This is a genomic window from Nonomuraea wenchangensis (assembly GCF_900111685.1).
In the GTDB taxonomy this organism is placed as follows: Bacteria; Actinomycetota; Actinomycetes; order Streptosporangiales; family Streptosporangiaceae; genus Nonomuraea; species Nonomuraea wenchangensis.
On sequence record NZ_FOHX01000021.1, the window covers coordinates 61,133 to 80,342 of the forward strand.

Sequence of the window (19,210 nt, forward strand, 5' to 3'; positions counted from 1 at the left end):
AGAACACACGCCCCCGTGCGGATTCGCCCTCGCAATCGATCGGGCTCGCAATCGATCAGGGCGAGGCGACGATATGCCAGGGATGTGACGGTGGTCAAAGCCGTCCCGGAAACGCCCGAGAATCACCGGCGAAACATGCGCCGCCCTCACGAAAAGCCGCGTGGAAAGTTTCGGTCCCGCTGCTGTTGATCTCTGACCCGATGCCTGCCAATCTAATGATCCGCTCGGTTGATCCGCCCCATCGCAGGAGGATTCATGCGAAAGGTTCGTGCGGTTCTCGTCCCGGTCCTTATGGCCGCGGGATTGTCGTTAACGCTCGGCGCCGCGCCGGCGAACGCGGAAAGGCTCGCCGGTGTCTACCGCACGTACGCGGAATGCCAACGGGTCGGCGCCTACGGCGAGAGCCAGGGCTGGTGGGACGACTGGCGCTGCGAGTGGAAGGCCGCGTACTCCTACTACTTCCTCTACTCCTGACCCTCTCTCTGCCTGGTCAGCGCAGGGTGGCGGCGAGCGTGCGGCCGTAGGTGCGGCGGGTCACGGCCTCGACGAGCGTGCCGCCGGGCACGCGGCGGACCGTCACCCCCTCGTCGGCCCGGTCGAGCCGGAGCGAACGGCCGTGCAGCAGAACGGTGACGCGGTCGCGCCGGGTCGTCGGGTCCGCGACGGCGACGCTCACCCGCGAGCCCGACGAGCCCGACGAGCCCGACGAGCCCGACGAGCCCGACGAGCGGACGACGACCGCCGCCGGACCGTCCACCAGCAGGCGGCCGACGTGGCGCGGACCCGCGGTGAAGACGTTCGCGGCGATCAGGCCCAGCCCCTTGTGCTCGATCGCCTGCACGTGCCGGTCGTTGGCGAGCACGCTCAGCGGCCCCTTGGCGTAGGCGCGCAGGCCCGCCTCGGTGGCGTTCGGGACCAGGGCGTAGGCGAGGGCCGGCAGCGCGCCGGAGGCCGGGTGGGTGACGGAGGCGGTGAAGACGTTCTTCGTGACCGCGGTGTCCGGGTTGGACGTGCGGACGACGCGGCGGCTGCGCGTCACCGTCTCCAGGACGGCGCTGACCGGCTGGCGGCTGAGGAAGGCGTAGCCGACGGCGGTGCCACGGGTGGCGTTGGCGTAGCGCAGCCAGCGCGGCTCGCCCGTCGTACCCGGCCGCCACGGCGAGCCGGTCCAGGTCTCGCCGGTGAGCGCCACCGCGTCGGCGGGGGCGGCGAGGCGGCTGTCCACCGTGGTCACCGCGGCCCGCCCCGACTGGCCGGAGACGTCCGAGACCAGCACCACGATCTCGTCGTCGAGCAGGAACCACGACTTGGTGGCGCGGGCGTTCCGATAAGCGACGAAGTCGTCGGGCAGCAGGCCCGCCTGCTTGGCGGCCCAGGCGGCGTCGTCCGACTGGACCATCCCGGCCACACCGTACGCGCCGAGCGTCGCGCCGCCCGAGAAGGCGTTCCCTGCGACCGGGAAGTACACGTAGGCGTTCTGGGACTCCGAGGACGCGGTGAAGTTCAGCGGGTGGTCCGGGTTGTCGTACCAGAGGCGGCCCCCGTACAGCTCGGGGACCGTGCGGCGCTCCTCGACCGGCGCGGTCACCCCGGCCAGCCGGTACGGCGAGACCGCCGTGAAGTAGTCCACGCCGAACACCGCCCGCTGGTCCTCCCCCGCCAGGTAGAGGTAGTAGGCGCCGTCGCCCTGGAACCAGGGCATGAGGTTCTCGCCGCTCATGTACTCGTACTTGCTGACCCGCTCGGAGCTGCGCGCGAGGGCGAAGGCGTAGCCGGGGCGGCGGTGGACCGTGCGGTCCATCGCGTTGAAGGCGACGCTGCGCTCGGGCGGGTTGAGGTCGGCGGCCTGGATCGAGGCGTCGGCGCGGATGGCGGCGTAGCGGGCGATGCTGACCGGCGAGACGAAGGCGGCGGTGTCGGCGGCCGGCAGGTGCTTGACGTACTTCTTCAGCGCGAGAGCCTGCTCGGCCGGCACGTGGTCGGCCAGGTCGGCGACGGCCTCCACGACCACTCCGACGTCGGTGTAGCCGGTGTTGGTGCGCGAGACCGCCCGCCCCTTGACGATCTCCATCATCCAGCCCTCGAAGATGAGCGGGGCGAAGCCGTCGGCGACCCAGCGGTAGACCACGCCGGGAAGGTCCTCGGCGCCGGCCGCCGCCGTCGCGCCGTCCAGCGTCTTGAGCGTCTGGACGACGCGCGTCAGCAGGGCGCGGCCGTAGGAGCCGGTGTAGGCCACCGAGCCGTGCTGGATGAAGGAGCCGTCGCGGTAGTAGCCGTCGGTGACGCCGTGCTGGAGCGCGTACGGGTCGACGGTGGCGAAGACCGTGGACTGGTCGGCGACGGCCTTGGCGACGCGGGCGTCGTCGCCGGACACCGCGCCCTGGAGGATGCGGTTGGCGGTGATGTCGGCCAGGTTCGCGCCGGTGTGGAAGCGCGAGTCGAGGTCGACGTCGCCGTTCTTTCCGTTGCGGAGGTAGGCGTCCATGGAGGCCACGTAGGTGGCGGTGAGCTCGGGCCGCTCCGCGCGCAGCCGGTCGGCGAGCAGCGCGAGCGTCCTGGTGACGTGCGTGGGGATGCCGATCTCCCACGTGTGCCAGTTGCCGTAGTAGCCCTTCGCCTGGTCGCCGTAGTAGCGCTCGTGCAGCCACAGCAGACCGTCGGCGACCCGGCGCTGGGCCGCGGCGTCGTCCGCGAGCTCCCCGCCGGGGACACGGGTGGCGAGCGCGATCTCGTACAGGTACTGGAAGGCGAGCCGCAGGTTGACGTCGTCGGAGCCGAGCGCGAGGCCGGCGAACAGCTCGCCCGCGCCCGCCCGGTCCATCGCTGCGAGCCGCTGCCTGGCCGTGGCGAGCACGGCGGCGAGCTTGGCGGCGACCTCCGGCCTGGCGTTGACCTCGGGGGTGCCGGCGAGCATGGCGACGGTGTTGGCGATCAGCCGCGCGTGGTCGAACCCGCCCGCCGCGGCGGCGGCGCGCAGCGGACCGGCCACGGCCAGCAGGCCGGCGGCGGGGAGGAGGGAGAGAACCTGGCGGCGGGAAGGCTGCGGCACGGGGGCTCCAGGCCGTTGGGGGACGGGCCGCGCTCACCTTACATGATCTCTTTCAGCCCGCACAGGACCGAGTGGAGCGTCGCTTATGCGGGTGAGCGTCCTGTGCATGGACCGGCTCACCCGCCCGGCACCACGATGGGGGCATGCTGATTCTCGCCCTGCTCACGCTCGTCCTGCACGGACTGCTCGCCGGCCTCTTCTACGCCTTCTCGATGTCCGTCATGCCCGGCCTGAACGCGATCGAGCCCGCGCAGGCCGAGGCGGCGATGCGGAGCGTCAACCGCAAGATCCTCAACCCGTGGCTGTTCCTCGTGTTCCTGGGCTCGCCGGTGGCGGCCCTCGTGGCCGGGCTGCTCGCGGGCGGCGCGGCGGCGGGGTGGTTCCTCGCCGCGGCCGGGGTCGGTTTCGCCGGCTCGTTCCTCGTCACCGCGGCGGTCAACGTCCCGATGAACAACGCGCTGGACGCGGGCACGATGGGATGGAAGGACTATTCGCGCAGGTGGACGGCGTGGAACACGCTGCGGGCGGTCGCCTCCACGGTGAGCCTGGCGCTGGTCGGGGTGGCGATTGGCGCGCTGTGACGGGGTAGGGGGCGGACATGCTCGAAAATCTGTGGCAGTACCGTCCTGAGCTGCAGCTACGCGAGTCGCTCGACCTCGTCGGCTTCGAGGTGGACGCGACCGACGGCAAGATCGGCACGGTGGACGAGGCGAACAACGCGGTCGGAGAGAGCTACGTGGTCGTGCACACCGGCCCGTGGATCTTCGGCAAGAAGGTGCTCATCCCCGCGGGGGCGGTGGAGCACATCGACGAGGCCGCCCGCAAGATCCATATCGGCAGGACGAAGGAAGAGATCAAGAAGGCGCCGGAGTTCGACGAGAAGACCTACCGGGACACCCGCTACCACGACGAGGTCGGCGGCTACTACGCCGGCTTCACCGATTCGAGGTGACATGCCGGGTCATGGACGCGGACCGCACCCACGCCCATGACCCGTGCGCTCAGAGGGCCAGCAGGGGCACCGGCGACGGCCGCTCGCAGGTGCTAGCCACCGTGACCGCGGCCCCCGAAGCGGCCGAGGCCAGCAGCGACTCCATGACGTCGAGGACGTGGAAGGCCAGCGTCCCGCTCGCCCGCGGCTCCTCGCCCGCCGGGGTGGCGGCGAGGTCGGCCAGGCCGACGCCGCGGCCCGCGGCCACGTAACCGGCCGAGTCCGGCAGGTCGCGCCAGCCCGCGTCGCCCACCGCGGAGAGCTGGACGACGCCGTCGAAGTGGTTCGGGTCCGGGACGACCAGCGAGCCGCGCTCGCCGTGCACCTCGATGTTCGGCGCCCTGGTGGCCGCCGCGTCGAAGCTCATCACCAGCGTGGACAGCGCGCCCGAGTCGTGCACCAGCACGCCGGTGACGTGCGTGTCCACGGACACCGGGATCTCCTCGCCGCGCCGCGGGCCTGAGCCGATCGTGCGCTTGCCGCGCAGGCGGGAGGCCGCCCCGATCACGGAGGTGACCGGGCCGAGGAGCGTCACCAGGCTGGTGACGTAGTACGGCCCCATGTCGAGGAGCGGGCCACCGCCGGGGACGTAGTAGAAGTCGGGATTGGGGTGCCAGCGCTCGTGGCCGGCCGTCACCATCGTGGCGGTGGCGGCGACCGGGCGGCCGATGAGGCCGTCGTCCACGGCCTTGCGGGCGGTCTGCGTGCCGGTGCCGAGCACGGTGTCGGGCGCGCAGCCGACCCGTACGCCGGCCGCCTCGGCGGCCCTCAGCACCCGCGCCGCGTCGGCGGAGTTCGCGGCCAGCGGCTTCTCGCCGTAGACGTCCTTGCCGGCCGCGATCGCCTGGAGCGCGACCTCGGCGTGGGCGGCCGGGACGGTGAGGTTGAGCACGACGTCCACGCCGGGGTCGGCCATCAGGTCCGCGGCGGGCAGGACGGGGGTGCCCGGCCAGGCGGCGACCGCCGCGGCGGCCCGGCCGGGGTCGAGGTCGGCGACGGCCGCGAGGCGCAGCCCCGGCAGGCGGTCGATGGTGGCGAGGTACTGGGCCGAGATCGCGCCGCATCCCACGACGCCGACGTTCAGCGGCTGGCCCACAACATGCCCCTCTCGATGATCGTGCGTACGCTGTCGTGCTGGAGGACGTCGAGGCTGTGGCCGGGGGTGGTGACGAAGATGCGGCCCTCGCCCCAGCGGCGGGTCCAGAGCGCGGGCGAGGTCACCTCGCGGTGCCACGGGTCCCAAGGGCGGACCTTCTGGGTGGTCGTGGCGAGCACGTCGATGTAGGCATCGGTGAGCACCCAGTACTGCTCGGTGACGAGGTCGAAGTCGGTGAGGCCGGCGGTGATGGGGTGCCCGGCGGCCTCGGGCAGCAGGTTCACCGTGTAGGGGACGAAGTTGTCGGCCTGCGTGCCCTCTTGCTCGTCGGGGTGCTTGCCTGGGTGGCAGGCGAACTGGCCGCCGATGAGGTGCAGGTAGTCGGAGGAGTTGCGGTAGGAGTCGGCGATGCCGCCGTGCCATCCCGCCATGCCGGTGCCGGCGCGGATGGCGGCCTCCAGGCCCTTCAGCTCGTCGGGCTGGATGGTTCCCATGGTGTAGCACTGCACGACGAGATCGACGCCGGACATGTACGAAGCGTCCGCGTACGGTGCGGGCGAATCCGCCCTTCGCACCTCGAACCCGTTCTTCTCCAGGAAGGGGATGAAGAGCTCCGTGGCCTCCACCGGGGCGTGCCCTTCCCAGCCGCCCCGGACCACGAGAGCCCTGCGGCCCTGGTCACTTGCCATGCTTTCGCCTATCGCCGAATGGGTCGAACGTTCCGATCGTCGCATCCCGGCATAAGCAATACGGAAGTGGGCAGCGCTTTCCGGGCAGGACCCCACGGCTCGGCACGAGGGGCGGCAGCTTACGGATGCCTTAGTCCGGCGGGGTTCTCATGAGTTGAATGTCAGCGAATGAGACGAAAGGTAACGCCTATGCAGGCCGATCATCATCGCGACAGCCGGATCCGGCGGCCGGTGTTCGTCGCCGCCACCGCCGTGTTAATGGCGGCGGGCGGGGCCGGCGTGGCCACGGCGGCGGCGGGCGCCACGCCCACCGAACCGCCTCCCGCGACCCCGACCGACACCCTCAGCCCGACCCCCACGGACACGGTCACCGTCACCGACCTCCCCACCGACACCCCGACGGAGACCCCCACCGAGACCCCTGTTCCTGAGCTCGCGCCGCTCAGCCCCTGGGGCTTCGTCGGAGCCATGCACGGCGAGTTCGCGGTGGCCACGAAGGACGGCTGCGGCTCGGTGACGCTCTCCACCCAGACCGGGCGGGCGACCGCCGTCACCGAGGACTCCATCACGGTACGCAGCCAGGACGGCTTCGAGCGGACGTACACGATCGGCGAGGACACCAAGACGATCGCGGGCCGGCGCGGCAACAGCGCGGTCAAGCAGGACGACTGGGTGTCGGTCACCGCGACCACCCCGACCACCGCGACCACGCCGACCGCCCCGGCCACGCCGACCATCCCGGCCACGCCGACCGTCCCGAGGGCCCCGACCACGCCGAGCACCCCGAGCGCCGCTCCCCAGGACGGCACCCCGCCGCAGGACGGCACCGCGCCCCAGGACGGCAGCGCGCAGGACGGCACCGTCCAGGACGGCACGGACGGCGGCACCGCGCTCTACGTCTACGACCTGTCGCGGCCGGTCAAGCGCTCGTGGAAGGGCTGGGGCCAGCTCCGGCAGTGGTGGGCTCCCCCGCCGTCGTGGCGTACGCCCGCCGAGTGCCCCACGCCGTCCGCAACCCCGACGGTCACTCTGCCCGAGAATCCGACCGAGACCCCGACGACAACCCCGACGGAGACGCCCACCGACACCCCCACCGACACGCCCACAGAAACCCCGACCGAGACCCCCACGGAAACGCCGACGCCCACTTCCTGACCCACCGCGCGTCCATTTCCGAGCAGCACCTCCACGTCCCTGGTCACCGCCCGGGACGTCACCCCCCTCCTCCCTCTCCCCGCCCTCTTCGGGCAACTCCGGGCACAAGTCAGGCATTGACGAAAAATCCTTACATGGTACTCATAGATCGAGTCGGAAAGCTTCAATCCCTCGATCCGTCGAGAACCCCCCGGAGCTCACCCGAAGGGAGACGCGCATGGCGCGTACCACGTCCGGCCCGCCCGCCGACTTACTCGGCCCCGTCCAAGGAGAGGTCTCCTGGTTCTGCTGCGGCAATTCCTGGGGACCGTGCAGCAGCACCGGCAAGGGAGCCTGCGGAACCTGCAACTCCGGCAGCCTCCAGCACGCCTGGCCCAACACCTCCGACGCCTGCTGGGCCATCACCCGCCCCGACTCCTGCGGAGTCGGCCTGTCCCGCCGCACCTGCGGCTACCGGCACCGCACCACCGCCCTGTGCACCGGTACGAGCGTCGTCACCTCCATCGCCGACTGCGGCCCCCAGACCGACCTGTTCTGCGGCGAGCGGAGCTGCTGCGGCGCGACCTGCGCGAGCAACCGGCTGATCGACCTCACCCCGGCCGCCTTCAGCGCGATCGCCAGTCTGTCCTCGGGCCTGCGCCCGGCCGAGATCTCGACGGCGTGAGGGGGACGGGCATGCGCAGCAGACGGGATGTGCTCAAGTCCGCCGTGCTCGGCGGCGGCGCCGGCGTCATGGCCGCGACCGCGCTCGGCTCGCTCGGCCCCGAGGCCGCCTTCGCCACCGCCACTTCCGCCGCCCCCGGCGTGGAGCCCGGCGCCCCCGACCCGAACTTCGCCGAGGGCCGGATCCGCTCGATCAAGGACAACACGCTGCTCGTCCTCGGCTCGAACATGGTCTTCCACACCATCCGCGTCGTGGACGGCACCAGTCTGTGGAAGCTCGGCCCGGTCGGCTTCGACCAGGCCAGGCCGGGCGACGGCCTGTACGCCCGCGGCGTCCGCATGCCCGACGGGATGCTGGCCGCCGAGGCGGTGTGGCTCAACATCGTCAACATCAAGGGCCACATCACCGACATCAAGGACCAGACCCTGCGTCTGGACCACAACGGGCACGAGGTGCTGTGCCACGTCGTACCCGGCAGGTCGGTCGCCATCCACTCCGAGTCGCCGCCCACCGCGGACCTGTCCCTGCTGAAGGTCGCCCAGCACGTACAGATCCTGGGCGCCTGGCGGCCGGACACCAACGAGGTCGACATCGCCACCGTGTTCTCCCCCCACTAGGAGGAGCAGCCTGATGAACGGGATCGCCGCGTCGCAGCCGTACGTGATCGCCCTCTTCCTCCTCTGGGCCGGACTGATGAAGCTGTTCGGCAGGCGGATGCGGGCCCAGGCCGGGCGGAGCGCCCTCGCCAGGCTCGTCGGCGCGGCGCGCGCGGTCCCGGCGCTCCGCCTCGTCGGGCTGGCCGAGCTCGCCGTGGCCGCCGCGCTGCTCGTCCCGCCGCTCCACCCCCTGGACGGCGCGGCCGCCGGGCTGCTGGCGACGGGCTTCCTCGGCTACCTCGGCTACGCCTACGTGGCCGCGCCGACCTCGTCCTGCGGCTGCCTGGGCGACCACGCCAAGCCCGTGGACGTACGGTCCTTCGCCCGCGCCGGGCTGCTGCTCGCCGCAGCGCTCCTGGCGATGACCGCGCCGGCCGCGCAGCCGCCGTTCGTGCCCCTGGCCGTGCTGGAGGTCGTGGCGCTGCTCGCCCTCTCCTCCGAGCTGGACCGGCACTGGCTCGTCCCGCTGCGCCGCCTCCGGGTCCGCCTCCGCCCGCCGCTCGCCGCCCCGGCCCCCTCCGGGGACGTGCCCCTTGAGACCTCGCTGCACCTGCTGCGCCGCAGCCCCGCGTACTGCTCGGCGTCCGCGCGGCTCACCTCCGACGTACGCGAGACCTGGGACGAGGACGGGACCCGGTTCGTGGTCTACGGCGCGGGCCCGAGCACGGCGGTCTTCGCGGTGCCCCTGTCCGGCGACGACCCGCGCGCCGTCCGCGTCGCCCTGGTCGACGAGGCGGCGCTCGCCCAGTGAAAGGATCGGATCACGTACGATCCGAAAGGCACCTGCACATGGCTCCGAACATCGCCACCGCGCGCCGGGTCGACCGGCCCGAGCTCCTCGACTTCCTGCGCCCCCGGCATCACGGCCTGCTGTCGACCACCCGCGCCGACGGCCGCCCGCAGCTCTCGCCGGTCACCTGCGGCGTGGACGCCGACGGGCGGATCGTGGTGTCCACCTATCCCGAACGCGCCAAGACCCGCAACGCCAAGCGGGACGAGCGCGTGTCCATCTGCGTGCTGTCCGACGACTGGAACGGCCCCTGGGTGCAGGTGGACGGCCACGCCGAGGTGCTCGACATGCCCGAGGCGCTGGACGGGCTGGTCGAGTACTACCGGTGCATCGCCGGCGAGCACCCCGACTGGGACGAGTACCGCGAGGCGATGCGCCGCCAGGACAAGTCGTTGATCCGCATCCACATCGACCGCTGGGGACCGATCGCCACCGGCGGTTTCCCCGCCCGCCTCGCCCAATAGGGAGTCGCGCGGACCATTGGGCTCCAAGCCGATCGCAAGTATCGGGACCTATCTGTAGTGGGGTCAGGTTCTTTGCCCGATCACGGAGACCCCTCATGCGTCTGCTCGCCCTGTTCGCCGCCGCCGTCGTCCTCCCCCTGGCCGGGGCCGCCGCGCCCGCCTCGGCCACACCGGCCGTCTGGAAGTGGGGGCCCGTCTACTCCGCCGACGGCATGGCCGGCTCGTGGGGGAAGGTCTACCTCCACCAGTTCGGCTACCTCGTGGAGGGCAAGCTGGAGGACACGCGCGGCAAGGGCTGCGCGTGGGCCGTGCTGAAGGCGCAGGACTCGCGCAACGGCCGCTGGAAGTCGTACGGCTTCTACAACTGCCGGCCGGGCGTGGGCTCGTTCAAGAAGGACTACCGCAACGTGCTGCAGATCCGCATGCAGGTCTGCCGCGGCACCGCCTCCCGGCCCACCGGCGAGTGCTCCAAGTGGAAGCCCGTGCTCAAGCAGGGCTGACCCCCACTTCAGAGCCCGTAGACCGTCAGCAGGGCGAGGCCCGCGGCGAGCGCCGTGAAGGCGAGCGTACGCGGCTGCCGGGCGGCCTCGCGGCGCGCGGACACCACCAGCGTGACGAGCACCGCCAGGGCCGCCGCCAGGTGCAGGCCGTACCAGACGGGGATGGGCAGCCGCACCAGGACGAGCTCGTCGGCGGCGCCGCGTCCGGCCACTCCGGCGACGGCGATCAGGCCGAGCACCGCCAGGGCGTACCTGACGCGGCCGAGCAGCGCCCAGACCACGGCGCCCACCGCGAACACCATCATCACCTTGGTGTGGGACTGCCGCGCGAGCAGCCCGGCGGGCTCGTCGAAGCTCATGGTCAGGATCGAGTCGTACGCGGCCGTCATCATCGTTCCGCGCAGCGGCTCGTACGCGCCCGCGTACGGCACCATGCGCCCGCTCGGCGTGTAGAAGTACGCGAGGTAGGCGCCGGTCAGCAGGAGGAAGGCGAAGCAGTAGAGGAGCGTCTCCCCCACGAGTTGCCGAGCTCGGTCCATTCCCGGAATTTGATCATACTCAGGGCAGCTCGGCGATCAGGGCGGCTCGGCGATTCAGGGCAGCTCGGCGATGGCGGCGCGGCTCCAGAAGCCGCCGTCGGCCGACAGCGTGCCGGCCGCCCAGGTCGTGCCCGAGCGGGCCGACCCCTCGACCTTGAAGAACTGCGAACGCTTCAGCCCGGGGATCGCCGGCAGGCGCGGCAGCGGGACCGCGGACTCGCCAGGCGCCGCCACCCGCCAGGTGTCGCGCAGGCGCGGGCTGCCGGTCACGACGAGGACGCCGCCCGCTGGGCCGGCGGCCAGACGGGGGCAGCAGTAGCCGCTGTCGCCGGGAGCGTTCTGCCTGCTCCAGCTCCTGCCGTCCCAGTGCAGGAGGATCGGCGGCGGATCGGCCGGCTCGTCGTCCACCTCGCCGTGGTTGAAGGTGTGTACGCCGATCGCCCACACGTCGTCCTCGCCCAGCACGACCAAACCGTCCAGCATGGCGCTGCCCTCGGGCGGTTTGGGCTGGGCGAAGGCGTACGTCGGGGTGGGCACCAGCCGCCAGGAACGCCCGTCCCAGCGCATGGCCGCCGGCTGGTCCAGCTCGCTCTCGGTGACGCCCGGCCCGGAGGAGCGGAAGCCGACGGCCCACAGCCCGCCGGAACCGGAGCCGCCCAGGGCCGACGCGTACGCGGGCAGCGGCACCTTCGTCCAGGACCGGCCGTCCCAGTGGGCGGCGTCCCTGCGGCCGGAGCCGTAGACGGCCCAGGCGTCGGCGGGCCCGAGCACCGCGAAGCCGGTGACGTACGGGGAGTCGATGCGCCCGGGGACCCGATGCCAGGCGGAGCCGTCCCAGCGTACGGCCGTCAGCGCCTGGACCTGGTCGTCGGCCCCGAGCTCGGGAAGCAGCAGCCAGACGTCGTCCGGGCCGGAGGCGGCGATCCTGACGTCCGCGCCCTCCGGCACCGCGGGCGCCCCGGGCGGCGGGTCGGCCCGGCGCCAGGCGGTGCCGTCGTGGTGGAGCAGCAGGAGCCGGTCACCCTCGGAGCCGGCGGCCCACGCCTCCCGGGGGCCGGCGGCGGTGACGCCGGTGAGGCGGGAGCCGGGCTGGTCGCTGACGTACGCGTAACGCCAGCCGCCGTCGGAGGCGGCCGGGGTGGCCACCGGGCCCGGCGTCGGGGCCTCTTCTGACTGCGCCGTACGCGTGGACATGGGCGACGGCGACGGCGAGCCACTCGCCCCCGGCCCATCTGCGCCCCTCACCGTGCCCCCCGCCGCGCATCCCGCCGCCACCAGCAGGCTCGACGCGACCAGCAGCGACGCCAAGGCCCTCATCAGGCGAGGAGGCGGGCGGCGATCTGGATCCAGTCGTCGTCCTCCTCGGGCGTCTCGTGCGCCGTGACCCGGTCGGCCGCCTCCGCGAACGCCTGCAGCCCGCGCAGCAGCGCGATCCGCCCGGCCGGCGGCATCTCGCTGAGCACCCGGGCGAGGTCGTCCCGCCGCAGTTGCTGCAACTCCTCGATGAGGGCGCGGCCGGAGGGGGTGAGGGAGAGCGTCAGCTCGCGCCGATCCTCCTCGCAGTGGGAGCGCCGGACCAGCCCGGCCGCCTCCAGCCGGTCACAGAGGCGGCTCGCGGACGAGGGCACCGCCCCGAGCGCGGCGGCCAGGCGGCCCAGGTTGATCGTCTCGTGCTTCTCGATGGTCAGCATCGCCTGGAGCTGGATGGAGGACACCTTCGTGACGAACGCCTGACGTGAGCGGCCCCAGACCGCGACCAGGGCCGCCGCCTCCCTCTCGATGAGGCCCCATTCCGCCGGCGGCAGTTGGCCGACGAAGGGGTCGAACGCTTCAACGGGTGGAACAGGCTCGTCAATCACACGCTATCCACTCAGTGAGGTGATGCCGGTCATGGTCGTTCTCGCCCGGGATGCGGCCCGGATGGCTTCGGCCCCGGCTTGGGGTCCGGTGTCCAGTCGAGACATACCACGACCGCATCATCCAGCACTTCCATGCCCCTCCGGAAGTCCAGCAGTCCCCGGATCATGGTCCGGACCGCCTCGTCGGCCGGCTGCATCCGCGTGGACTTGATCAGGGACTCCAGGGAGGAGCCGCCGAACTCCGTACCGCCCTGGGAGCGCGAGGAGTAGACGCCGTCGCTGGCCACGATCAGCCGGTCGCCGGGCTCCAGCCGCAGGTGCTGCTCGGTGTAGGCGGTGTTGCCGAACATGCCGAGCGGCAGCTGCTGCTCCAGCTCGATGTGGCGGACCTGGCTGCCGCGCATGAGCAGCAGCCGTGGCGAACCGGCGTCCACCAGCGCGACCTCGCCGGTCTCGGCGTCGAAGCTCATCAGCAGGGTGGAGACGTGGAGGTGGCCGCCGTACTGGCTGTAGATGGCCTCGTCGGCGAGGCCCGCCTGCTCCTCCAGGCCCGCGCCGGAGCGGCGGGCGTTGCGCAGCGCGGTGATGGTGAGCGTGGTGAGCATCGCGGCCTCGACCCCGGCGCCCATGCCGTCGGTGACCGACAGGATGAGGCCGCGCGGGCCGCAGGACCAGTCGAAGTTGTCGCCGTAGACGGCGTAGGCGGGTTCGAGCTGGCCGGCCAGGTGGTAGCCGTCGCCCTGGTGGCCGACGCCGGGCAGCAGCGCCCACTGCATCTCGGCGGCGAGGGTGAGGCGGGCGGCGCGGCGTACGCGGTGGTAGCGGTCAGTGGTGCGGTAGGCGTCGCACATCATGTGGCCGAGCGCGGTGGCGATCTCCTGGAGGTCCTCGACGACCTCAGTGCCGGGCGACGTGCCGAAGCTCAGGCTGAGGACGCCGACCCGCTCGCCGCACGCGCTGACGGGCAGGTGCAGCAGGCAGCCTTCGCGCTGCGGCGTCTGCGAGGCGAACGCGCGGCCGGCGGGCGTGCCGTCGATGGCCAGACCACGTACGCCCGGCGCGTACTCTTCGAGAACGGGACGGAGCGTGACCAACGCCGGGTCGGCGAGCAGCACCTCGACGCGCTCGACGGCGAAATGCAGAGTCACCGTGTCACGCAGCGCCTCGGCCACGGCATAGGGCGGAGCGGCCTGCATCGCCTGTCGCACCGCGTGAACGCCCTCGGAAATGCTGCCCAACGCATGTCCTCTTCTCCAGGCGCGATTGCGCGCGCCACCGACAAATTTGCACGATAGCAAATAACTCTGAGGTCACGTTCATCCCGACCCGAACCTCCGACCGGAGTGATGATCCTATATATTTGCCACACGACAACTAACCGGACGGCCATGGGAGAGGATCCGGGTTGGGTGACAGTGAGCCCGCAGAGCCCGCGGCGACCCGCTCGTTGCCCATCCGCGCCGAACGCGACCTGCTCACCGCCCGGCACGCGGTCCGCGCTGCTTCCCTGGAGGCCGGTTTCGGGCTCATCGCCCAGACCAAGCTCATCACGGCGGCCAGCGAACTCGTACGCAACTGTTATGTACACGGCGGCGGAGGCAGCCTGCTGATCGAGCACCTGATACCGCCGCCCCGGGCCGGGCTCCGGCTGACGATCTCCGACGAGGGCCCCGGCATCCCCAACCCGGACGTCGCGCTGACCGACGGCTACACCACGGGCCGCGGGCTCGGCCACGGGCTGGGCGGGGCGAAGCGGCTGGTGGACGAGTTCCACCTGGAGAGCGCGCCGGGCCGCGGCACGACGGTCGTCATCACCCGCTGGACGTGAGAATTCCTCACGCCATAGCGGATCTGCTCACCTTCGTACGCGGGCCGCGCGCATCCGGACCGCCGAGGTGCATGATCCCTCCATGGCGTACGAGGCGGCAGCCGTGTCCGAGGCGGCATCGGTGCACGAGGCGGCAGCGGCCTCCGACGCGGCGGCGGTGTCGGAAATGGCGGCAGTGTCCGAGCTGGCGGCAGCGTACGAAGCGGCAGCCGTCTACGAGGTGGCGGCGGGACCGGGCCTGCCACGGACAGCGCGGCGATTCGACCTGGTCTTCGCGGGCCTGTTCCCCTGGCTCACGCCACTCGACGACGAACGCCCGGCGCTACCGCCGCACCCGCTCGCCCCCCTCCCCGACCTCGCCGCCCAGGCCGCAGACTCCCTGCTGGTACGCCACGCCTCCCCCGAACTCAAGTCCGCCGCCCGGACACGGCTCGCAGCCGGCACGACCGCCGAGCAGGACCAACTGGAGGTGTGGGCCCGCCTCCTCGCCGACGCACTCCGCAACCGAGTGGAGTCCGAGCAAAAGGACCGCAGTTACTACCTCCTCCAGTCGCCCCTGGAAGCGATCTTCCCGCTGACCGCCCACCTCATGGGGGTCCACCTGGGCGAGCACCCATTCCCCATGCTGCTCCCCGCCCTGCCCATCGCCGCCGCCACCCACGACCTCACGGGCCCCCACGACCCGGACGGGGCTCTGCTCAGGGGCGTACGCGCCGCAATGAACACCTGGGCCACAGCGGGAGTCACCACCCCCGCCTTCCCAGAGCCCGAAACCGAGATCAGGGCCGGGACCGAAACCGGGGCCGGGATCGGGATCGGGACCGGGACTGAGACCAGGGCCGGGGCCGGGGCCGGGATCGGGATCGGCGAACTGGTGACACTCTTCTGGCGCCACGACGACGCCTCACCCGACCGCGCCACAGCCGCCGCCCACTTCCTGCGCCAAATCCCCCGTCAAACCCTCGACATGATCATGAAAAGCCCACCCGTCCAGCTCACCCCGCTCGGCGCGTACGGCATCCGCAGGCTGCTACTAGCCCACCGCTGGACAATCAGCCCAACCACTCCCGCCCCCTGACCACACTCGAGCCGGACCCTCGCCCCGCCCCGCCCGCCCCCGGACCGTACGCGCTACCCCCTCACCCCGATCCTCCTCCCCTCCAAAAACCCCCGCGCCCCAGCAACCCGCTCACCCCTGACCAACCGCGACGAACCCCGCACCGGCCCGATAGTTGGGCGACTGATGCCGGAAGTAGGTGTTGTAGACCTCGCAGTAACGCCCGCCCTTCGCCAGCAGGGTCGCGTGATCCCCCTCCTCCACAATCCGCCCGTGATCAAGCACAATGATCCGATCGACGTGCTCGATAGTGGACAGCCGGTGCGCGATCACGATCGACGTACGCCCCGCCAGCACCGCATCGAGCCCTTCCTGGATCTGCGCCTCGGTCAGCGGATCGACGCTCGCGGTGGCCTCGTCGAGCACCACGATCGCCGGGTCCTGGATGAGCAGCCGGGCCAACGCGACAAGCTGCCGCTGCCCCATGGACAGCGCCCGGCCGTGCTCGCCGACGTCCGTGAGCAGCCCGTTGGGCAGGGCGTCGATCCAGTCACCGCCACCCACGGCCGCCGCCGCGCGCTGGACTTCCTCGTCGCTCGCCTCGGGCCGCGGATAGCGGATGTTGTCGGTCACCGTGCCGCTGAACAGGAACGGCGCCTGCGGCACCGCGCCGATCTGCCGCCGGTAGGCGCCCAGCTCCAGGCTGCGGATGTCCTGCCCGTCGATGAGCAGGCTGCCTTCCTGGAACTCGTAGAAGCGGGTGATCAGTTTGCTGAGCGTCGACTTCCCCGCACCCGTGTGCCCCACCAGCGCGACCGTCTCCCCCGCCGCGATGGTGAGGTCGAAGTCGCGCAGCACGGGGCTGGCCGGGTCGTAGCCGAAGGTGACGCCGCGGAACTCGATGCGGCCCGCCGGCTTCCCGACCGGCCGCGCGTCGGTCTGCACCACGCGGGGCGGCGCGTCGATCAGCGCGAAGACCCGTTCGGACGCCGACAGCCCCTGCTGGAACTGCGACCAGAACGCCGCGATCGACGTCAGCGGGAACCAGAAGAGCGCCACGCTCTGCAGGAACAGGTACCACTCTCCCGCCGTGAGCCCTCCCGCCAGCACCCGCGCCCCGCCGAGCTGCACCAGCGCGACCGTGGCCAGCCCCGCCACCGTGAACAGCACGGGGAAGATGGTGGAGAAGACGAACCCCTGCCGCAGCGTCACCTGGTAGCTCTGCTGGTTGATCGGCCGGAACTCGTCGTAGACCTGCCGCTCCTGCCGGAAGTTCTTGGCGACGGCGATGCCGCCCATGGTCTCCTGCAGGTTGGCGTTGACCCGGCTCAGCGAGCGCTGCGCCCGTCGGGTGCTGATCCTCGCCATCCGCCGGAACAGCAGCGCCAGCCCGACCACGACCGGCACCACCAGCAGCGTCATCAGCGCGAGCTGCGCGCTGCGCACGAACAGCAGCACCGTGACGAAGCCGACCATCAGCACCTGGCTGATGAGGTCCATCGTCAGGGTGGATACGGTGGCGAAGTCGTCGGTGTCGGAGGTGACCCGGCTGACGATCCGGCCGGACGGCGTCTCGTCGTAGAACGACAGGTCGCGGGCCAGCACCGCGTCGAAGGCGTCCTCGCGCAGTTGCAGCACGACGTCGCCGGTGACCTGCGCGCTGTGCTTCTGCCGGAGGTAGTTGAACACCCACGACAGCACGCCGGTGCCCAGGATCGCCGCCACGAGCGCCGGGCCGGCCGCGCCGATCGTGCCGTCGGCGATGGCGTCCACGGCGAGGCTGCCGATCGCGGGAACCGCCGCCTGGCTCGCCGACAGCAGCACGATCATGCCGGCGACCAGCAGCATCGGGCCTAGCTTGGGCCGGAAGTAGGACAGAATGCGCCGCAGCAGGTCGCGGTCGTTGTAGGTGCGGTCGTAGTCCTCGGCGTCGAGGCCATCCATGATGAACCCCATCAGCGCACCCCTCCCTGCTCCCCCGCCAACACCCGACCACCCTCACCCTGAACACCAGCGTCCTGAAGGCCGTCACCGTCCTGGACGTCGATCTCGTCATAGTGGGCGAACACCCGCCGATAGAGCCGACTCCGCGCGATCAGCTCGTCATGCGTACCGAAGTCGACGACCTCTCCACGCCGCAACAACAACACCTTGTCGGCCCACCGAATCTGCGAGAGCCGATGGGTGATCAGCAACGTGCTGCGCCCCTCCAGGATGCGCCCGACGGCCTGCTGGATCTTGTCCTCGGTCGCCGAGTCGATGGCGCTGGTGGAGTCGTCGAGCACCAGGATCGCCGGGTCGGTGAGCAACGCCCGCGCGATGGCCAGCCGCTGCCGCTGTCCTCCGGAGAGCGTGACGCCGCGCTCCCCGATGACCGTCTCGTACCCGTCCTCCAGCTCCCCGATGAACTCGGCGGCCTGCGCGTCCTCGGCCGCCCGCACCACCGCCTCGTGGTCGGCCCGCTGGCCGAGGCCGAAGGCGATGTTCTCGCTCACCGACCGCGAGAACAGCACGATGTCCTGCTCGATCGTCGAGATCTGCGACCGCAGCGAGTCGAGGTCCCAGTCGCGTACGTCGACCCCGTCGACCAGTACGCGCCCGCCGGTGACGTCGTAGATGCGCGGCACCAGCTTGGTGAGCGTGCTCTTGCCCGACCCGGTCTCCCCCACGATCGCGACCGTCTCGCCCGGCTTCACGGTGAACGACACCCCGCGCAGCGCCGGCTCGCCGTCGGCCGCGTAGCCGAAGGTGACGTCCTCGAAGACGATCTCGCCACGGATCGGCGCGGCGTGCCCGTCGGGCCGCTGCTCGATCTCGCTCTCGGCGGTCATGATGTCGAGGATGCGGCGGGAGGAGACGATGCCGATCTGGATGAGCGAGAACGTGAAGATCGACATCTGCGTGGGGAACCCGAGCATGCCCATGAGCCCCATGAACGCGACCAGCTCACCGACACTGATCGCCCCGATGCCCTGCAGATAAAGCCCGTGCCAAAGTGCCCCCGCCATCGCGAACGAGAACAGCAGCGTCGGCAGATAGCGCGCCTGCACCAGCCCATTACGTACGAACGAGTCGCGGTAGCGCCGCGCGCTGGCCCGGAACCGCAGCCGCTCCTGCCCCTCCTGCGCGGTCACCTTGATCACCTCGATGCCGCGCACGGCCTGGCTGAGCCCGGCGTTGAGCTCGCCGAACTCCTCCCGCATCCGCGTCGCCACCGGGTTGAGCCTGCGCATGTAGTGCCGGAGCGCGATCACGAACACCACCGCGAACACCCCCGGCACCAGCAGCAGCCGCGGATCGATGGCCGCCATGAAGAACAGCGGGACGATGCCGGTGAGCCCGGAGTCGACGATGAGGTCGGCGCCCGGCGTGATCATGATGGAGAGCTGCCGGATGTCGTTGGCGGCCCGGGCCATCAGGTCGCCCACGCGCTGGCGGTTGTGGAAGGTCTGGCTCTTGCCGAGCAGGCTGACGTACAGCTCGTCACGCGCGTCGCGCTCCAGCCGCTTGGCCAGCACCTCGCTCGACAGCCGCGCGACCATGTCGAACACCCCGCGCGCGAGCACCACCGCCAGCATCGCGAGCGCGATGAGCCCGAGCGCGTCCAGCGGCCCGCCCCGGTGGCCGAGCACGGAGTCAAAGGCGTCGCCGATGTACTGCGGCACCATGGCGTTGAGCGTGGTCATGACCACGGACCCGCCGAGGAACCCGACCAGGTGGAACGGGTGCCGCCGCAGGTGCGACCAGAGCCAACGCACGGGCCCCCGCCGGTCGTGACGTGGGCCGGCCACGGAGAACTCAGAACTGCTGCTCATCACAGGCGCCGCCCCCGACCACGGATAGCTGACAGACTCGAACTCGCTTTCTACCACC

The 19,210-nt window shown here is 71.5% G+C and carries 20 protein-coding genes; 11 read left to right on the forward strand and 9 right to left on the reverse strand.

Annotation, left to right across the window (positions count from 1 at the left end; genetic code table 11):
• Positions 1-255: 255 nt before the first annotated feature.
• On the forward strand, positions 256-474 hold the full coding sequence (locus BMW85_RS41270) for a hypothetical protein (protein ID WP_091092667.1): 219 nt from the start codon (positions 256-258) through the stop codon (positions 472-474).
• Between the two features lie 16 nt (positions 475-490).
• On the opposite strand, the gene BMW85_RS41275 is transcribed toward BMW85_RS41270, so the two are convergent.
• On the reverse strand, positions 491-3,049 hold the full coding sequence (locus BMW85_RS41275; protein WP_091092669.1) for a polysaccharide lyase family 8 super-sandwich domain-containing protein: 2,559 nt from the start codon (positions 3,047-3,049) through the stop codon (positions 491-493).
• A gap of 143 nt (positions 3,050-3,192) precedes the next feature.
• On the opposite strand from BMW85_RS41275, the gene BMW85_RS41280 reads away from it, so the two are divergent.
• Together BMW85_RS41280 and BMW85_RS41285 are read left to right on the forward strand one after the other, a co-directional pair.
• The gene (locus BMW85_RS41280) at positions 3,193-3,630 is read left to right on the forward strand and encodes an anthrone oxygenase family protein (RefSeq protein WP_091092670.1); all 438 of its coding nucleotides are present in this window, start codon (positions 3,193-3,195) and stop codon (positions 3,628-3,630) included.
• 17 nt (positions 3,631-3,647) lie between these two features.
• On the forward strand, positions 3,648-4,001 hold the full coding sequence (locus tag BMW85_RS41285) for a PRC-barrel domain-containing protein (protein WP_091092672.1): 354 nt from the start codon (positions 3,648-3,650) through the stop codon (positions 3,999-4,001).
• 49 nt (positions 4,002-4,050) lie between these two features.
• Here BMW85_RS41285 and BMW85_RS41290 read toward each other — a convergent pair whose 3' ends face one another.
• Positions 4,051-5,136 (reverse strand): Gfo/Idh/MocA family protein, encoded by a 1,086-nt coding sequence (locus BMW85_RS41290; RefSeq protein ID WP_091092674.1) that lies wholly within the window; start codon positions 5,134-5,136, stop codon positions 4,051-4,053.
• Positions 5,121-5,825, reverse strand: coding sequence for a ThuA domain-containing protein (locus BMW85_RS41295; protein WP_091092676.1), 705 nt, complete (start codon positions 5,823-5,825; stop codon positions 5,121-5,123). Before BMW85_RS41295 ends, BMW85_RS41290 begins: the two co-directional genes overlap by 16 nt.
• Before the next feature lie 189 nt (positions 5,826-6,014).
• Between BMW85_RS41295 and BMW85_RS51635 the strand changes: the two genes are divergently transcribed.
• The 6 genes from BMW85_RS51635 to BMW85_RS41330 all read left to right on the forward strand — a co-directional run bounded on the left by BMW85_RS51635 (position 6,015) and on the right by BMW85_RS41330 (position 10,054).
• Positions 6,015-6,980 (forward strand): hypothetical protein, encoded by a 966-nt coding sequence (locus BMW85_RS51635; protein ID WP_177241145.1) that lies wholly within the window; start codon positions 6,015-6,017, stop codon positions 6,978-6,980.
• A gap of 217 nt (positions 6,981-7,197) precedes the next feature.
• Positions 7,198-7,644 carry an RlpA-like double-psi beta-barrel domain-containing protein gene (locus tag BMW85_RS41310; RefSeq protein WP_091092681.1) on the forward strand — a complete coding sequence of 149 codons (447 nt, stop codon included), beginning with the start codon at positions 7,198-7,200 and terminating at the stop codon, positions 7,642-7,644.
• A gap of 11 nt (positions 7,645-7,655) precedes the next feature.
• Positions 7,656-8,261, forward strand: coding sequence for a cell wall protein (locus tag BMW85_RS41315; protein ID WP_177241146.1), 606 nt, complete (start codon positions 7,656-7,658; stop codon positions 8,259-8,261).
• 13 nt (positions 8,262-8,274) lie between these two features.
• Entirely contained in the window at positions 8,275-9,051 is a 777-nt protein-coding gene (locus BMW85_RS41320) for a MauE/DoxX family redox-associated membrane protein (protein ID WP_091092684.1), read from the forward strand.
• A 38-nt stretch (positions 9,052-9,089) separates the two neighbouring features.
• Positions 9,090-9,554: a PPOX class F420-dependent oxidoreductase gene (locus BMW85_RS41325; protein WP_091092685.1), complete on the forward strand. Its 465-nt coding sequence runs from the start codon at positions 9,090-9,092 to the stop codon at positions 9,552-9,554.
• 95 nt (positions 9,555-9,649) lie between these two features.
• Positions 9,650-10,054, forward strand: a complete 405-nt coding sequence (locus BMW85_RS41330) for a hypothetical protein (protein WP_091092688.1) — start codon at positions 9,650-9,652, stop codon at positions 10,052-10,054.
• An 8-nt stretch (positions 10,055-10,062) separates the two neighbouring features.
• Here the strand turns inward: BMW85_RS41330 and BMW85_RS41335 are convergent, their stop codons facing one another.
• The 4 genes from BMW85_RS41335 to BMW85_RS41350 are packed head-to-tail and all read right to left on the reverse strand — an operon-like array spanning position 10,063 to position 13,660.
• Positions 10,063-10,593, reverse strand: a complete 531-nt coding sequence (locus BMW85_RS41335) for a hypothetical protein (protein WP_143082583.1) — start codon at positions 10,591-10,593, stop codon at positions 10,063-10,065.
• A 54-nt stretch (positions 10,594-10,647) separates the two neighbouring features.
• Positions 10,648-11,910, reverse strand: coding sequence for a hypothetical protein (locus tag BMW85_RS41340; RefSeq protein ID WP_143082584.1), 1,263 nt, complete (start codon positions 11,908-11,910; stop codon positions 10,648-10,650).
• Positions 11,910-12,452: a MarR family winged helix-turn-helix transcriptional regulator gene (locus BMW85_RS41345; RefSeq protein ID WP_218156161.1), complete on the reverse strand. Its 543-nt coding sequence runs from the start codon at positions 12,450-12,452 to the stop codon at positions 11,910-11,912. Before BMW85_RS41345 ends, BMW85_RS41340 begins: the two co-directional genes overlap by 1 nt.
• 29 nt (positions 12,453-12,481) lie before the next feature.
• Positions 12,482-13,660, reverse strand: a complete 1,179-nt coding sequence (locus tag BMW85_RS41350; RefSeq protein WP_218156162.1) for a PP2C family protein-serine/threonine phosphatase — start codon at positions 13,658-13,660, stop codon at positions 12,482-12,484.
• A 197-nt stretch (positions 13,661-13,857) separates the two neighbouring features.
• On the opposite strand from BMW85_RS41350, the gene BMW85_RS41355 reads away from it, so the two are divergent.
• The gene (locus BMW85_RS41355) at positions 13,858-14,280 is read left to right on the forward strand and encodes an anti-sigma regulatory factor (protein WP_091092694.1); all 423 of its coding nucleotides are present in this window, start codon (positions 13,858-13,860) and stop codon (positions 14,278-14,280) included.
• A gap of 82 nt (positions 14,281-14,362) precedes the next feature.
• Positions 14,363-15,358, forward strand: a complete 996-nt coding sequence (locus BMW85_RS50045; protein WP_091092696.1) for a hypothetical protein — start codon at positions 14,363-14,365, stop codon at positions 15,356-15,358.
• A gap of 111 nt (positions 15,359-15,469) precedes the next feature.
• On the opposite strand, the gene BMW85_RS41365 is transcribed toward BMW85_RS50045, so the two are convergent.
• Together BMW85_RS41365 and BMW85_RS41370 are read right to left on the reverse strand one after the other, a co-directional pair.
• Complete coding sequence (locus BMW85_RS41365; protein ID WP_091092698.1) at positions 15,470-17,293, reverse strand: ABC transporter ATP-binding protein; 1,824 nt, start codon at positions 17,291-17,293, stop codon at positions 15,470-15,472.
• On the reverse strand, positions 17,293-19,095 hold the full coding sequence (locus tag BMW85_RS41370) for an ABC transporter ATP-binding protein (RefSeq protein ID WP_091092859.1): 1,803 nt from the start codon (positions 19,093-19,095) through the stop codon (positions 17,293-17,295). The genes BMW85_RS41365 and BMW85_RS41370 overlap by 1 nt, the downstream gene beginning before the upstream one ends.
• Positions 19,096-19,210: the final 115 nt, after the last annotated feature.